The organism is Pseudomonas sp. P110(2024), from assembly GCF_057480795.1.
In genome coordinates this window covers 365,143-381,015 of sequence record NZ_JBLIYT010000001.1, presented here as the reverse complement: position 1 = coordinate 381,015, position 15,873 = coordinate 365,143, and the positions used below count along the sequence as shown (strand labels likewise).

12 protein-coding genes are annotated in these 15,873 nt (G+C 65.7%); 7 read left to right on the top strand and 5 right to left on the bottom strand.

The window, feature by feature from the left end; translation table 11 throughout:
• The first annotated feature begins 31 nt into the window (after positions 1-31).
• The 5 genes from fadA (at position 32) to AC25ND_RS01915 (ending at position 5,163) form a co-directional block, all read left to right on the top strand.
• Positions 32-1,207 carry an acetyl-CoA C-acyltransferase FadA gene (fadA, locus tag AC25ND_RS01935; RefSeq protein WP_050704829.1) on the top strand — a complete coding sequence of 392 codons (1,176 nt, stop codon included), beginning with the start codon at positions 32-34 and terminating at the stop codon, positions 1,205-1,207.
• Positions 1,208-1,285: 78 nt separating this feature from the next.
• Positions 1,286-1,537, top strand: a complete 252-nt coding sequence (locus AC25ND_RS01930; RefSeq protein WP_028692740.1) for a DUF1653 domain-containing protein — start codon at positions 1,286-1,288, stop codon at positions 1,535-1,537.
• Between the two features lie 100 nt (positions 1,538-1,637).
• Positions 1,638-4,247, top strand: a complete 2,610-nt coding sequence (topA, locus tag AC25ND_RS01925) for a type I DNA topoisomerase (RefSeq protein WP_062359588.1) — start codon at positions 1,638-1,640, stop codon at positions 4,245-4,247.
• A gap of 109 nt (positions 4,248-4,356) precedes the next feature.
• A complete protein-coding gene (locus tag AC25ND_RS01920; protein ID WP_028692738.1) occupies positions 4,357-4,878 on the top strand; it encodes a DUF6586 family protein in 522 nt (173 codons plus the stop codon).
• Between the two features lie 51 nt (positions 4,879-4,929).
• Positions 4,930-5,163, top strand: coding sequence for a hypothetical protein (locus tag AC25ND_RS01915; RefSeq protein ID WP_023630868.1), 234 nt, complete (start codon positions 4,930-4,932; stop codon positions 5,161-5,163).
• A 51-nt stretch (positions 5,164-5,214) separates the two neighbouring features.
• Here the strand turns inward: AC25ND_RS01915 and sulA are convergent, their stop codons facing one another.
• Positions 5,215-5,691: an SOS-induced cell division inhibitor SulA gene (gene sulA, locus AC25ND_RS01910; protein ID WP_062359586.1), complete on the bottom strand. Its 477-nt coding sequence runs from the start codon at positions 5,689-5,691 to the stop codon at positions 5,215-5,217.
• A 13-nt stretch (positions 5,692-5,704) separates the two neighbouring features.
• On the bottom strand, positions 5,705-6,313 hold the full coding sequence (lexA, locus tag AC25ND_RS01905; RefSeq protein WP_028692736.1) for a transcriptional repressor LexA: 609 nt from the start codon (positions 6,311-6,313) through the stop codon (positions 5,705-5,707).
• A gap of 219 nt (positions 6,314-6,532) precedes the next feature.
• Between lexA and AC25ND_RS01900 the strand changes: the two genes are divergently transcribed.
• Together AC25ND_RS01900 and nagZ are read left to right on the top strand one after the other, a co-directional pair.
• A complete protein-coding gene (locus AC25ND_RS01900) occupies positions 6,533-7,237 on the top strand; it encodes a TetR/AcrR family transcriptional regulator (protein WP_028692735.1) in 705 nt (234 codons plus the stop codon).
• Positions 7,238-7,431: 194 nt separating this feature from the next.
• Complete coding sequence (nagZ, locus tag AC25ND_RS01895) at positions 7,432-8,430, top strand: beta-N-acetylhexosaminidase (protein WP_175406179.1); 999 nt, start codon at positions 7,432-7,434, stop codon at positions 8,428-8,430.
• Positions 8,431-8,496: 66 nt separating this feature from the next.
• Here nagZ and AC25ND_RS01890 read toward each other — a convergent pair whose 3' ends face one another.
• From AC25ND_RS01890 to mfd, 3 genes are read right to left on the bottom strand one after another with little or no spacing between them, the layout of a single operon-like run.
• Positions 8,497-11,808, bottom strand: a complete 3,312-nt coding sequence (locus AC25ND_RS01890; protein WP_083242040.1) for a DEAD/DEAH box helicase — start codon at positions 11,806-11,808, stop codon at positions 8,497-8,499.
• Between the two features lies 1 nt (position 11,809).
• Positions 11,810-12,370, bottom strand: coding sequence for a CsiV family protein (locus AC25ND_RS01885; protein WP_028692733.1), 561 nt, complete (start codon positions 12,368-12,370; stop codon positions 11,810-11,812).
• Positions 12,371-12,379: 9 nt separating this feature from the next.
• Positions 12,380-15,829, bottom strand: coding sequence for a transcription-repair coupling factor (mfd, locus tag AC25ND_RS01880; RefSeq protein WP_486976068.1), 3,450 nt, complete (start codon positions 15,827-15,829; stop codon positions 12,380-12,382).
• Positions 15,830-15,873: the final 44 nt, after the last annotated feature.

Below are 15,873 nucleotides of genomic sequence, written 5' to 3'. Positions count from 1 at the left end.
GCGCCCAACGAGCTAGAGCGAGAATATTGATATGAGCCTGAATCCAAGAGACGTGGTGATTGTCGACTTCGGTCGCACGCCGATGGGTCGTTCCAAGGGTGGCATGCACCGCAACACCCGCGCCGAGGACATGTCCGCGCACCTGATCAGCAAGCTGCTGGAGCGCAACGACAAGGTCGATCCGAAGGAAGTCGAGGACGTGATCTGGGGCTGCGTCAACCAGACCCTGGAGCAGGGCTGGAACATCGCCCGCATGGCGTCGCTGATGACCCAGATCCCGCACACCTCCGCCGCCCAGACCGTCAGCCGCCTGTGCGGATCGTCGATGAGCGCGCTGCACACCGCCGCCCAGGCGATCATGACCGGTAACGGTGATGTGTTCGTGGTCGGTGGCGTCGAGCACATGGGCCACGTCAGCATGATGCACGGCGTCGACCCCAACCCGCACATGTCCTTGCACGCCGCCAAGGCTTCCGGGATGATGGGCCTGACCGCCGAGATGCTCGGCAAGATGCACGGCATCACCCGTGAGCAACAGGATCTGTTCGGCCTGCGTTCGCACCAGCTCGCCCACAAGGCGACGGTCGAGGGCAAGTTCAAGGACGAGATCATCCCGATGCAGGGTTATGACGAGAACGGCTTCCTGAAGGTCTTCGACTACGACGAGACCATTCGCCCGGAAACCACCCTCGAAGGCCTGGCGTCGCTCAAGCCTGCGTTCAACCCCAAAGGTGGCACCGTCACCGCGGGTACCTCCTCGCAGATCACCGACGGCGCCTCGTGCATGATCGTCATGTCCGGCCAGCGCGCCATGGACCTGGGGATCCAGCCACTGGCGGTGATTCGCTCGATGGCGGTGGCCGGTGTCGACCCTGCGATCATGGGCTACGGCCCGGTCCCGGCGACGCAGAAAGCCCTCAAGCGCGCTGGCCTGACCATCGCCGACATCGACTTCTTCGAGCTCAACGAAGCCTTCGCCGCACAGGCCCTGCCGGTGCTGAAGGACCTGAAAGTGCTCGACAAGATGGATGAGAAGGTTAACCTGCACGGCGGCGCCATCGCTCTGGGCCACCCGTTCGGTTGCTCCGGTGCGCGGATCTCCGGCACCCTGCTCAACGTCATGAAGCAAAATGGCGGTACCCTGGGCGTCGCCACCATGTGTGTCGGCCTGGGCCAAGGCATCACCACTGTCTTCGAACGCGTCTGATCGCGTTGCGGGACAGCAGCCGGGGCCATGTGCCCCGGCTTTTGTTTTTTACAGGATTTGTTCAAGAGGGCGAGTGACATGCAGATACAACCTGGTGTGTACCGGCATTACAAAGGCCCTGAATACCGCGTGTTCAGTGCGGCGCGGCATTCCGAAAGCGAAGAATGGATGGTCTTCTACCAGTGCCTGTATGGTGACTACAGCTACTGGGTCAGGCCACTTTCGATGTTCCAGGAGTCCGTCGAGGTTGACGGCGAGCAGGTGCCACGCTTTGCTTTGGTCAAGGCCGAAGAGGGGCTGGGCGAGCGGCTTGGCAAGGCGCACGAGTGATCGACCACGCTTGACCTCACTCTTTTGCCACTATATATAGCGGTGCCGCGTCCGGCACCTGACGCGTTTTTCATCTTCAGATTCAGGAATACTCCGATCCATGGGCAAATCGCTGGTCATTGTGGAATCCCCGGCCAAGGCCAAGACCATCAACAAGTACCTGGGCAGCCAGTACGTGGTGAAGTCGAGTATCGGCCACATCCGTGACCTTCCCACCAGCGGTTCCGCCAGTGCGAGCAAGGAACCGGCGGCCAAGCGCGGCAAGACCGCGGCCCAGGCCCCGGCCTTGTCGCCGAAGGAGAAGGCGCGCCGCACCCTGGTCGCGCGCATGGGCGTCGACCCGGAAGCGGGCTGGAAGGCCAAGTACGAGATCCTTCCCGGCAAGGAGAAGGTGATCGAGGAACTGCGCCGCTTGGCCAAGGATGCCGACACCATCTATCTCGCAACCGACTTGGATCGCGAGGGGGAAGCCATTGCCTGGCACCTGCGCGAAGCCATCGGCGGCGACGACAGCCGCTACAAGCGCGTGGTGTTCAACGAGATCACCAAAAAGGCTATCCAGGAAGCCTTCTCCCAGCCGGGCGAGCTCGATATCGACCGGGTCAACGCCCAGCAGGCGCGGCGCTTCCTCGACCGCGTGGTCGGCTACATGGTCTCGCCGCTGCTGTGGGCCAAGATCGCCCGCGGCCTCTCCGCAGGTCGTGTGCAGTCGGTGGCGGTAAAGTTGGTGGTCGAGCGTGAGCGCGAGATCCGCGCGTTCAATCCGGAAGAGTACTGGGAAGTCCACGCCGACCTGGGCACCGCCAAGAACGCCAAGGTGCGTTTCGAGGTGGCTCGCGAGAAGGGCGAAGCTTTCAAGCCGCTCAACGAAGCCCAGGCCATGGCCGCGCTGGAGAAGCTCAAGGCCTCCAGCTACAGCGTGAGCAAGCGCGAGGACCGGCCGACCAGCAGCAAGCCTTCGGCGCCGTTCATCACCTCCACCCTGCAGCAGGCCGCGAGCAACCGCCTGGGCTTCGGGGTGAAGAAGACCATGATGATGGCCCAGCGTCTGTACGAAGCCGGCTACATCACCTACATGCGTACCGACTCGACCAACCTGTCGACCGACGCGGTCGAGATGGCGCGCAGCTACATCGAGAAAGAATTCGGCAAGCAGTATCTGCCCGCCGCGCCGATCGTCTACGGAAGCAAGGAAGGCGCCCAGGAGGCGCACGAGGCGATTCGTCCGTCGGATGTAAACACCCATCCGACCAAGCTCAGCGGCATGGAGCGTGACGCCGAGCGCCTGTACGAGCTGATCTGGCGCCAGTTCCTGGCCTGCCAGATGCCGCCGGCGCAATACCTGTCCACCAGCGTCACCGTGGTGGCTGGCGAGTTCGAGCTGCGTGCCAAGGGCCGCATCCTCAAGTTCGACGGTTACACCCGCGTCCTGCCGCAGCAGAGCAAGCCGGGCGAGGACGACGTGCTGCCGGAAATGGCCCAGGGCGAGGCGCTCAAGCTGATCCAGCTCGATCCCAGCCAGCATTTCACCAAGCCACCGGCGCGCTTCACCGAAGCGAGCCTGGTCAAGGAAATGGAAAAGCGCGGCATCGGCCGACCGTCGACCTACGCGGCGATCATCTCGACTATCCAGGACCGTGGCTACGTTACCCTGCACAACCGTCGGTTCTACTCCGAGAAAATGGGCGACATCGTCACCGAGCGCCTGTCCGAGAGCTTCGCCAACCTGATGGACTACGGCTTCACCGCAGGCATGGAAGAGAACCTCGACGACGTGGCCCAGGGTGAGCGTGACTGGAAGAACGTCCTTGACGAGTTCTATGGCGACTTCAGCAAGAAGCTGCAGACTGCCGAGTCCACCGAGCACGGCATGCGGGCCAACCAGCCCACCCTGACCAACATCGCCTGCAAGGAATGCGGCCGGCCGATGATGATCCGTACTGCCTCCACCGGCGTGTTCCTTGGTTGCTCGGGTTACAGCCTGCCGCCGAAGGAGCGCTGCAAGGCCACGGTCAACCTGGTGCCGGGCGACGAGATCGCCGCCGACGACGAGGGCGAGTCCGAGTCGCTGGTGCTGCGCGGCAAGCACCGTTGCCCGATCTGCGCCACTGCGATGGACGCCTACCTGCTCGACGAGAAGCGCAAGCTGCATATCTGTGGCAACAACCCGGACTGCGCTGGCTACGAGATCGAGGAGGGCAGCTACCGCATCAAGGGCTACGAAGGCCCGAGCCTGGAGTGCGACAAGTGCGGCAGTGAGATGCAGCTCAAGACCGGCCGGTTCGGCAAGTTCTTCGGCTGCACCAACCCTACCTGCAAGAACACCCGCAAGCTGCTCAAGAGCGGCGAGGCAGCGCCGCCGAAGATGGACAAGGTGGACATGCCGGAGCTCAAGTGCGAGAAGGTCGACGACACCTACGTGCTGCGCGACGGCGCTTCGGGGCTGTTCCTGGCCGCCAGCCAGTTCCCGAAGAACCGCGAGACCCGTGCGCCGCTGGTGTTGGAGATCGTTCCGCACAAGCACGAGATCGATCCGAAGTACCACTTCCTCTGCGAAGCGCCGCAGAAGGACCCGGATGGGCGCCCGGCGGTGATTCGCTACAGCCGCAAGACCAAGGAGCAGTACGTGCAGTCCGAGGTCGACGGCAAGCCGACCGGCTGGAAGGCGTTCTACGACGGCAAGGCGTGGAAGGTCGAAGACAAGCGCTGATCTAAGTTGTGACTGGGGCCGCGAAGCGGTCCCAGTCATTTGATGACAAGCAAAGCGCAATCCCTGAAACTGCAGGCAATCGTCTTGCAGCCTTCAGGAGTCAGCCGAAATGGCCCAGGAACTCTACACCCGCACCAACCAGAAACTGTTCTTCGCCGGCCTCGCCCTGGAATCCATGGCCAAGGCCGCCGACAGCCAGGCCATGAACGCCCAGGGCCTGCTCCAGGCCGAGCGCGAATCGGCGCTGTTCCACCTGTATGGCGCACTGCTGGGGTTGTGCCACGAGATCGCCGGCTTCTACCGCTTGCCGCAGGCTTCAGCGCCACGGGCCGAGCTGCTGTTCAGTGACGAGGTGCTGCAGAGCGTGGCGATCCCGGAAATGGCCGAGCTGCTGGAGCTCGCCCGTCAACCGGAAACCTGGCTGGCGCGTCTGCTGGCCGCTTATGCCGATTTGTTCCGACCGCCGGTCGCGCAGAAACCCGTGAAGGGCGACGTCACCCAACCGCTGATCCAAGCCGTCAATCTGGACGCGCGCGAGCCAGCCGAGCTTTCCCGCGAGGAGCTCGAAGCCTGGCGGCAGAATCTGAAAAGCCTGGTGAGACGCTTCCGCGAAGCGCTGAGTGAGTGCTGACTGCCGCCATGGCTGGTACACTACTGGCCTTTCGTGAAAAGCAGGCCCTTTATGTCAACGTCCTTTCTAGAAATTGTCGAGTTGCCTGATGGCCGGATCGAGCTGCGCCGCGCCGAAGATGAAGGCTCCCTGGTGACCTTGGATTTCTCCGAGGATGCCAAGGCATTCCTGCAAGGACAGCATGTGGAAGTGGCCAAGGCCATGCTCAGCGTCGGCGTGCAGATGGCCGGTCGCCTCGTCGAGGGTGACTTCGAGCGTGAAGAGGGGCCACGCGTCCTTCACTGAGGCAGGTTACAGGCCCAGGGTTTCAAGCGTTTGACAGGCAAAGCCTGAACATCAGCCGAGGCGGATGTTCAGGCTTTGTGCGTTTCCGCTGGCGGCGGCGCGCTGGAGCTGTTGACGAGCATTGCTATTCAGGGTGCCTAGCCAGCTGACCACCGTGTGGCTGTGGCCCAGGCGCAAGGCTTCGCAGGCCAGTTGCAGGGCGGTCTGGTTGCCGCCGGGTTGTAGCAGCAGGATGCGTTCACGGTTCAGGCCGGCATCGCGCAGCCAGGCCTGGGTGAGGCTGCCGGGCGGGGCGATGAGCGTCAGCCAGCGGCTGTCGTCTTCTTCGCTGAGTTCGCGCAGGACCGGTGCCAGCAGACTCTGGCAATGCCCGGGTGCGCCGCGCAGGGTTAGTTCGCTGAACAGCTCGGGCTGGCTGCTCTTGCGCGGCGTCGGGGCGGGCTTGAGGCCAGGCAGCACCGGCTGGGCGAGAAAGGCTTCGAACAGCGGCAGCTGGGCTTGCTGGGGTGCATGGGTGAACGGCTGCATGGCGCCTCCTGGTTCAGCGGCGCAGGACGCCGACGCTCAAGCCCTCGATCACCAGCTCCTGTTCTTTCAGGTCGACTTCGATGGGGGCGAATTCGGGGTTTTCGGCGAGCAGCCAGACCTTGCTGCCTTCGCGCTTGAAGCGCTTGACGGTCACTTCGTCGCCGATGCGGGCCACCACCACCTGGCCGTTGCGGGCTTCGCGGGTGGTGTGCACGGCCAGCAGGTCGCCGTCGAAGATGCCGATGTCCTTCATGCTCATGCCGTGTACGCGCAACAGGTAGTCGGCGCGGGGATGGAAGAAGGCCGGGTTGATGTTGCAGGATTCCTCGATGTGCTGCTCGGCGAGGATTGGTGCGCCGGCGGCGACCCGGCCAATGATGGGCAGGCCGCTGTCGTCGCTTTTCGGCTCCAGGCCGGGAATGCGGATGCCGCGGGAAGCTCCGGGTGTCATCTCGATGGCGCCCTTGCGGGCCAGGGCCTTCAGGTGTTCCTCGGCGGCGTTGGGCGACTTGAAGCCCAGCTCCTGGGCGATCTCGGCGCGGGTCGGCGGGAAGCCGTTGTCTTCGAGGCAGCGCTTGATGAAGGCCAGAATCTCGGCTTGGCGTGGCGTCAGTTTCAGCATGGGCGAGGGCTCTGTCTTTTTATACAGTGACTGGGATTATATACAGTGGCTCGCAGCCTGCAACCCACCCGGACCAAGAAAGATCGGATGGCCGACGCATCTTGTCGCTTGCAGCCTGACTCTTGGCGCTTTTAAATGGCGACCGACCGGTCACCCAGCCTTGACATTGGCAGGTCTGAAACGTATGTTTCAAACAACTGTTTGTCAGGCGGAGTAGTCATGGCCCAATCGGAAACCGTTGAACGCATCCTCGATGCGGCGGAGCAGCTGTTCGCGGAGCGCGGGTTCGCGGAAACCTCATTGCGGCTGATCACCAGCAAGGCCGGGGTCAACCTGGCGGCGGTGAACTACCATTTCGGTTCGAAGAAAGCCCTGATCCAGGCGGTGTTCTCGCGCTTCCTGGGGCCGTTTTGCGCGAGCCTGGAGCGCGAGCTGGAACGCCGCCAGGCGCGTCCCGAGCAGAAGGCCTCGCTCGAGGAGCTGCTGGAAATGCTGGTGGAGCAGGCCCTGGCCGTGCAGCCGCGCAGCAACAACGACCTGTCGATCTTCATGCGCCTGCTGGGCTTGGCCTTCAGCCAGAGCCAGGGTCATCTGCGACGTTACCTGGAAGACATGTACGGCAAGGTGTTCCGCCGCTACATGCTGCTGGTTAACGAGGCCGCGCCGCGTATTCCGCCGCTGGAGCTGTTCTGGCGCGTGCACTTCATGCTTGGCGCCGCGGCGTTCAGCATGTCGGGGATCAAGGCCCTGCGGGCCATCGCCGAGACCGATTTCGGCATCAACACCTCGATCGAGCAGGTCATGCGCCTGATGGTGCCGTTCCTGGCCGCCGGCATGCGCGCCGACAGCGGCGTTACCGACGAGGCCATGGCCACGGCGCAGTTGCGTCCGCGCAGCAAGTCCGCCGCCCCCGCCAAGGCCTGAGCACTGGGCGGGGCAGGGCGCTTGCGCTAAGCTAACGCCCATGCCAGACCTTGTCTCCCGCCGCATTTTCCGCCACCACGGCCGCTTCGCCACTGAACCATCGGGCAGTTCGTTGTCCGATGGTTGCGTGCGCCCGCGCCACGGCGAAGCGCCCCTGGACCTCCTCCCATGAAGGACTCCCTATGACTTCCAGCCTGCAAGGCTCCCTGATGGTGGATATCGCCGGTAAATGGCTGACCGCCGAAGACCGCCATCTGCTGCGCCAGCCCGAAGTGGCCGGCCTGATCATCTTTGCCCGCAACATCGACAGCCCGCGTCAGGTGCGCGAGCTGTGCGCGTCGATCCGCGCCATCCGCCCCGAACTGATCCTCGCCGTGGACCAGGAAGGCGGGCGGGTCCAGCGTCTGCGCCAGGGTTTCGTGCGCCTGCCGGCCATGCGCGCGATCGCCGACAACGCCAACGCCGAGTACCTGGCCGAGCAGTGCGGCTGGCTGATGGCCACCGAGGTGCTGGCGGTGGGCCTGGACCTGAGCTTCGCTCCGGTGCTGGACCTCGATCACCAGCGCAGCGCCGTGGTCGGCAGCCGCGCCTTCGAAGGCGATCCACAGCGTGCCACCGCGCTGGCTGGTGCGTTCATCCGCGGCATGAACGCCGCGGGCATGGCTGCCTGCGGCAAGCATTTCCCCGGCCACGGCTGGGCCGAGGCCGACTCCCATGTGGCGATCCCGGTCGACGAGCGCAGTCTGGAGCAGTTGCGCGCGGCCGACCTGGTGCCGTTCACCCGCCTGGGTGGCCAGTTGGCGGCGGTGATGCCGGCCCACGTGATCTATCCGCAGGTCGACAATCAGCCGGCCGGCTTCTCCCGGCGCTGGCTGCAGGACATTCTGCGGGGCGAACTGGGCTTTGACGGGGTGATCTTCAGCGACGACCTGTCCATGGCCGGCGCCCATGTGGTGGGTGATGCCGCCAGTCGTATCGAGGCGGCCCTGAGCGCCGGCTGCGACATGGGCCTGGTGTGCAACGACCGAGCGGCGGCGGAGCTGGCGCTGAGCGCGGCGCAGCGGATGAAGGTCAAGCCGTCGCCGCGCATCGCGCGGATGCGCGGGCAGGGCTTTGCGCGTACCGATTACCGACAGCAGCCGCGTTGGCTGGAGGCGTTGGGGGCGTTGAAGGAAGCCCAGCTGGTCGATTAACCTCGCCGGCCTCATCGCGGGGCAGGCCCGTCCCCAAGAAGCCCTCAGGGCTCGTGGGGCGGGCTTTTACTTACTTCGTTTGCCTGGCAGCGGCGCGAACAGCGCCTCGATCTCGTCATCCCCCAGCCGCCATTGCCCGGCCTGCCCGCCATCGAGCAGCCCGGCCGCCAGCGCTGCCTTTTCCTGTTGCAACTGCTGGATCTTCTCCTCCACCGTCCCCCGGGTGATCAGCTTGAACACGAACACCGGCTTGTCCTGGCCAATACGGTAGGCACGGTCGGTGGCCTGGTTTTCGCTGGCCGGGTTCCACCACGGGTCGTAGTGGATCACGGTGTCGGCGGCGGTCAGGTTCAGTCCGGTGCCGCCGGCCTTGAGGCTGATCAGGAACACCTCGCTGTCGCCATTCTGGAACTGCTGTACCGGCGCGCGGCGGTCGCGGGTGTCGCCGGTCAGCAGGCTGTAGCGGATGCCACGCTTCTCCAGTTCGAACTCGATCAGCGCCAGCATCGAGGTGAACTGCGAGAACAGCAGTACCTTGCGCCCCTCGCTGAGCAGCTCCTCGAGCATTTCCAGCAGGCTGCCCAGCTTGCCTTTGTCGGCGAATGTGCCCTTGGCCTCGGTGCCCTTGACCAGGCGCAGGTCGCAGCACACCTGGCGCAGCTTGAGCAGCGCGTCGAGGATGACGATCTGGCTGCGGGCGGCGCCGTTGCGGGCGATTTCGTCGCGGACCTTCTTGTCCATCGCCACCCGTACCGCCTCATAGGTGTCGCGCTGGGCGTCGCTGAGCTCGACCCAGTGGATCATCTCGGTCTTGGCCGGCAGCTCGGTGGCCACCTGCTCCTTGGTACGGCGCAGCAGGAACGGGCGGATGCGGCTGGCCAGGTGGGCCATGCGCTCGGCGTCGCCGTGGCGCTCGATCGGGGTGCGGTAGTCCTGGGTGAAGCGCTTGCTGTCACCCAGCCAGCCGGGCATCAGGAAGTGGAAGATCGACCACAGTTCGCCGAGGTTGTTCTCCATCGGGGTGCCGGTCAGGCACAGCCGCTGACTGGCCTGCAGCTCACGCACCGCCTGGGCGGCCTTGCTGGTGCTGCTCTTGATGTTCTGCGCCTCGTCCAGTACCAGCAGGTGCCAGGACTGGGCCTTGAGGTGTTCAAGATCGCGAGGGACGAGGGCGTAGGTGGTCAGTACCAGGTCGTAGTCGGCCAGGTTGGCGAAGTGCTTGCTGCGGCCGGGGCCGTGCAGGGCCAGGACGCGCAGGTCGGGGGCGAAGCGCCGGGCCTCGTCGAGCCAGTTGGGCACCAGGCTGGTGGGCATCACCGCCAGTGCCGGGTGGACCAGGCGCCCGGCTTCCTTCTCCAGCAGCAGGTGGGCCAGGGTCTGCAGGGTCTTGCCCAGGCCCATGTCGTCGCCAAGGATGCCGCCGGTGCCCATTTCGCGCAGGGCCTGCAGCCAGTTCAGGCCTTGCTGCTGGTAGGGGCGCAGGGTGGCGTTCAGGCCCTTGGGCGGCGTCACCTGCAGGTCGCGGGCGTCACGCAGGCGCCGGCCCAGGTCGCGGACATGGTTGCCGCCTTGCCATTGCAGTGGCAGGTGGTCGATGTCGTTCAGGCGCGCGGCGTCGGCGCGCTCCAGGCGCAGGCTCGGGCCGCTGGCGTCCTCATGCAGGTACAGCTCGCCCAGGGTGCCCATCACCGCCTTGATCCGCCCGTAGGGCAGGGCGACTCGCAGCGCCGGGCTGTCGTGGCGGGCGCGGTTGAGGTCGATCAGCAGGTGTTCATCGTCACTGCGCCGCGCCAGCTCGCTGGGGCGCAGCAGCTCGGGGCTGGCGCGCAGTAGCTGCAGGACTATTGGCAGCAGGCTGTGTCGCTGGCCGTCGACGACGATGCCCAGCTCCAGGTCGAACCATTCATGGCCCGGCGCTTCGTCGATGGTGGCGTACCAGTCGTCGACCTCGTGCAGGTTGAAGGCGAAGTCGCGGTGCACGTCAATGGCCCAGCCGGCCTCGCGCAGGCGCGGCAGGCCTTCGCGGGCGAAGCGCAGCCAGGCTTCGTCGTCGGGCAGTTGGTACATTTCGCCGGCGCTGTCGGGCAGGGCCTTGCTCTGGCGGGTGGCGGGCTTGAAGCCCTGCTCGCGCAATGCCTTGCGCAGGGCCTGCTCGGCCTGGGGCTGGCGGCGGATGCGCTGGCTGGTGCTGCCCACCAGGCGGCTCAGCGGCTTGTCGTCGCCGCCGCTGGCGCGCAGGCCGTCGTAGTCGAACGCCAGCGCGGCGCGGTGCTGCATCTGCCGTTGCATGCGTCCGGTCTTGGGCGTGTAGGCGCTGAACTCGAGGCTGCCGAGGGTCAGGTGCGGGATCGGCTCGATGTTGTCGAGTTGTTCCTGTTGCACGGTAGTGGGCGTCGGCAGCTGATGATTGAGGGCGTTGAGCTTGTGGCTGAGGGGCACGATAAGGTGTTCCGGTACATCGGGAGCAAGGGACAGCTGCAGGGCGGTGTGCGGATCCAGGTCGTGGGAAACGGTGCCGACTTCCTGGGTGTCGATATCGAAGTAGTACAGCGGCACCAGCGGCAGCACGCAATCGAGCGGTACCTCGCCGTTGTACCACAGGCCGCGATAGTCGCCGTTGTCCAGGCGTACCCAGCGGAACGCTGCCTGGCGGGGCGCGCCCGGGATCAGCATGGGCAGGCCTTCGATGAACATCATGCGCCCGGTGTCCAGTGCCCGTTGCAGCAGCTCGCCGCCTTCGTGTCCCTTGAGTGGATAGCCGCGCTCATGGCCGTAGGGTGCAGTCTGCGCCGAGAGCTGGCGCAGGATGCGCAGGTCCTCGTCCTTGACGAACTTTGGCGGCTCGTAGAGCAGTTCGTACAGCGACTGGACGCGGCTGTAGCGAATGCCGTGCTCTTCGCGGGTGCCTTTGCGCACACGCAGCGCGCAACTCTGGTCGTCGTTGAGTATCAGCTGGTAGCAGACCATGCGGCCGCGCTTGTCTTGCGTGGCGTCTTGTCGCGGCGCAGGCGGCTCCAGCCCCTGCAGCCAGTGCTGCAGGTGATGGGGCAGCTGGTCGCCGTTGGCCGCGACCTGTCCGTAGCGGTTGGCCAGGGTATAGAGCGCGGCGGCGCAGTGCTTGCAGTTGGTGCCGACCGGACAGGAGCAGTCGCCGCGCACATGGCACTGCCCGGAGGGGCCGGCAGTGATGATGATCCGCTGGCGGTAGACGTTGCCGCCGCTGCCGTGGCAGGTGGATTCGATGCGCGAGTCGCCGTGGGACTGGATCTGCACCAGGCCCTGTTCGGCGTACCGTTCGCCCCGTTGCAGGGTGGCTGCGGAAAAGTCGCGCTTCCAGCTCGGGTTCTCGGCTGCCAGCTTCTGCACATCGGCGTTCACGTCACTGCTCCATCATTTCCGGGTCCGGCAGTGGGATCTTGCGCATGCCGGCCGGCGAAACCCTGAGCAGCAGCGCCAGGTGACCGCCATCGAAGAAGGTCAGCTGGCCGGCCTTCATGTTGCTGTTGTTCTGCTTGAGCTGTTCGCTCTGCAGCACGCTGCCGTTGCCATCGAGCTGGTTGACCCAGAAGTTGGCGTCGACGGCGATGAAGCGATCTTCCCTGATGCTCAGGTTGCCCTCGATGGGGAAGTGGCCGAACTGTTCGTCGCCGACGCCCAGGGCGACAGTCTCGGTGTCCTGCTGCCAGGCCTTGTGCAGCAGCACGGTGTAGTCGGCGGTGGCCTGCAGGCGGGTGACTTCATCACCTAAACCGGTTGGACGCTCGGCGCCTTTTTCCAGGCGCGGCGCGCCGGCGCTCCAGTCTTCCGGAGCGAAGGGGCTGGTGATCGCCGGCACGGCGTTCTGCCGCACCAGGATCATTTCTACCTGGTAGGGGCCTGCGGCGAAGGCAGCCGGCGCGAGCAGGGCCAGCAGCAGGGTCAGGCAACGGATGGCACGCATGAAGCTTCCTTATGGATTTTGTGGAGTGAGGCGCTCGAACAGCGCTTCCAGGGTGTTGAAACGTTCTTCGGGGCGTTCCATCGGCACCAGGAAGCGGAACTGGGTCGCGCCTTCGAACTTGTAGCGTTTGGGCTGGCCCTGGATCAGCTTGATCAGGGTCAGCGGGTCGACCGGGGTCTCGGCCTCGAACTCGAGCTTGCCGCCGTTGGGGCCGGCGTCGACTTTCTTGATGCCGAGCTTTTCCGCCTGCAGCTTGAGCAGGGTCAGGCGCATCAGGTTCTTGGTCGGCTCTGGCAGCAAGCCGAAGCGGTCGATCATTTCCACCTGCAGGTCCTTGAGGCCCTCTTCGTCGGCCGCCGAGGCGATGCGCTTGTAGAGGATCAGGCGTGCATGCACGTCGGGCAGGTAGTCCTCGGGGATCAGCGCCGGCAGGCGCAGGTTGATCTCCGGGCCGCCGCCCAGCGGCTGCTCGAGGTTCGGCTGGTTGCCCTTGCGGATGGCCTTGACCGCGCGCTCGAGCATTTCCATGTACAGGGTGAAGCCGACGGCCTGGATCTGCCCGCTCTGGCCTTCGCCAAGCAGTTCGCCGGCGCCGCGGATCTCCAGGTCGTTGGTGGCCAGGACGAAGCCCGCGCCCAGGTCCTGGGTGTTGGCGATGGCCTCCAGGCGTTTCTCGGCATCGGCACTGATCTTCTGGCGCGGCGGCGTCAGCAGGTAGGCATAGGCCTGGTGGTGGCTGCGCCCGACACGGCCGCGCAGCTGGTGCAGCTGGGCCAGGCCGAACTTGTCGGCGCGCTCGATGACAATGGTGTTGGCGCTGGGCACGTCGATGCCGGTCTCGATGATGGTCGAGGCGATCAGCACGTTGAAGCGCTTGTGGTAGAAGTCGCTCATCACCTGTTCGAGTTCACGCTCGCGCATCTGCCCGTGACCGATGCCGATGCGCGCCTCGGGCACCAGTTCGGCCAGTTCCGCGGCGCACTTCTCGATGGTCTTGACGTCGTTGTGCAGGTAGTACACCTGGCCGCCGCGCAGCAGTTCGCGCAGCAGCGCTTCCTTGACCGTGCTCTTGTTCTGCTCCATGACGAAGGTGCGCACCGACAGGCGCCTGGCCGGCGGAGTGGCGATGATCGACAGGTCGCGCATGCCCGACACCGCCATGTTCAGCGTGCGGGGAATCGGCGTTGCGGTCAGGGTGAGGATGTCCACTTCGCTGCGCAGGGCCTTGAGCTGTTCTTTCTGGCGCACGCCGAAGCGGTGTTCCTCGTCGATGATGGCCAGGCCCAGGTCCTTGAAGCGCACATCATCCTGCAGCAGCTTGTGGGTGCCGATGAGAATGTCGATCTTGCCTTCGGCCAGTTCCGCCGCGGCGCTGGCGACTTCCTTGGCCGACTTGAAGCGGCTCATCACCTCGACCTTCACCGGCCAGTCGGCGAAGCGGTCGCGGAAGCTGTTGTAGTGCTGTTGGGCGAGCAGGGTGGTGGGTACCAGCACCGCCACCTGGCGGCCACTGTGCACGGCGATGAAGGCGGCGCGCATGGCCACTTCGGTCTTGCCGAAGCCGACGTCGCCGCAGACCAGGCGGTCCATGGGCTGGCCAGCGAGCATGTCGGCGCGTACCGCCTCGATGGCGGCCTGCTGGTCGGGGGTTTCCTCGAACGGGAAGCCGGCACTGAAGGTGGCGTAGTCGGCGGCCGGGTCGGCGAAGGCATAGCCTTTGCGCGCGGCGCGGCGGGCATAGATGTCAAGCAGCTCGGCGGCGACGTCGCGCACCTGTTCGGCGGCCTTGCGCTTGGCTTTCTGCCAGGCTTCGGAGCCCAGCCGGTGCAAAGGCGCCAGGGCGTCGTCGCTGCCGGTGTAGCGGGCGATCAGGTGCAGGTTGGCCACCGGCACGTAGAGTTTGGCGCCCTCGGCGTATTCGAGGGTGAGGAACTCGGCGGCCTGGCCGTCGATCTCCAGGGTCGCCAGGCCCAGGTAGCGGCCCACGCCATGGTCGATGTGCACCACCGGGGCGCCTTCGCGCAGCTCGGTGAGGTTCTTGATCACCGCGTCGTTGGCCGCCTCGCCGCGTTTCTCGCGGCGCCGGCGCTGCATCACGCGCTGGCCGAACAGCGGGCTTTCGGCGACCAGGGCCAGGCTGGGGTCGTCCAGCAGCAGGCCGTCGTCCAGCGGCGCGATGGTGATCGCCAGGCGTTCGCCGCCATTGACGAAGTCGGCCCAGCCGTCGACGGTGTGCGGGCGCAGCTTCAGGCGTTCGAGCAGCTCCAGCAGCACTTCGCGTCGGCCCGCCGATTCCGCCGTGAACAGCACCCGGCCGGGGAACTGGTCGAGGAAGTTCGCCAGTTCCGCCAGCGGCTGGTTGGCCTTGGCCTCGATGGCCAGGTTGGGCAGGGCGCGGGCCGGAAAGCGCTCGCGGCCGACGCCGGGCTCGACGTCGTCGGCACCGATCACCACCCGTGGCCATTGCTTGAGGCGGGCGAAGCAGTCCTCCACCGGCATGAACAGCTCCGCCGGCGGCAGCAGCGGTCGGCTGAGGTCGCCGCGGCGCTCTTCATAGCGCCCGCGCACGTCGTTCCAGAAATGCTCGGCGGCCTGCTCCACGCCCGGCAGGGAGAACACCTGGGTGTCCGCCGGCAGGTAGTCGAACAGGGTGGCGGTCTCTTCGAAGAACAGCGGCAGGTAGTACTCGATGCCGGCGGGGATGATGCCGCTGGTGAGGTCCTGGAAGATCGCGCTGCGGCGGAAGTCCACGTCGAAGCGTTCGCGGAAGCGCGCCTTGAAGCGCGTCACCTCGTCCTTCTGCATGGGAAACTCGCGCGCCGGCAGCAGTCGGATCGAGTCGACCTTGTCGATCGAGCGCTGCGACTCCGGGTCGAAGGTGCGCAGGGTCTCGATCTCGTCGTCGAACAGGTCGATGCGGTACGGCTGCTTGCTGCCCATGGGGAACAGGTCGATCAGCGCGCCGCGCACGGCGAACTCGCCATGCTCGTAGACCGTGTCGACGCAGCGGTAGCCGCTGGCCTCGAGGCGCGTGCGCATCTGCTCGACGTCGATCTTCTGGCCGACGTCCAGCACCAGGCTGCTGCCCAGCAGGAAGCGCGTGGGGGCCAGGCGGTGCAGGGCGGTGGTGATCGGCACGACCAGGATGCCGTGGTCCAGCTCCGGCAGCCGGTAGAGGCTGGCGATGCGCTGGGAGATGATGTCCTGGTGCGGCGAGAACAGGTCGTAGGGCAGGGTTTCCCAGTCTGGGAACGGCAGCACCGGCAGCGCCGGCGCGAAGAAGCGCAGCTCCTGCTCGAGGCGGTCGGCCGCCTGGCTGTCGGCGGTCAGCAACAGGGTGAAGCGACCGGCGGTACTGGCCGCCTCGGCGATGGCCAGGCTCAAGGCGGCGCCGGGCAGGTTGCCCCAGGTTTGTTTGCCGGCCGTGGCCGACATTTGCGGTAGGCGCAGAACTGACACGGGAGATCGGACTCCAAGCGATGCGGCAAAGAGGTCGATTGTAC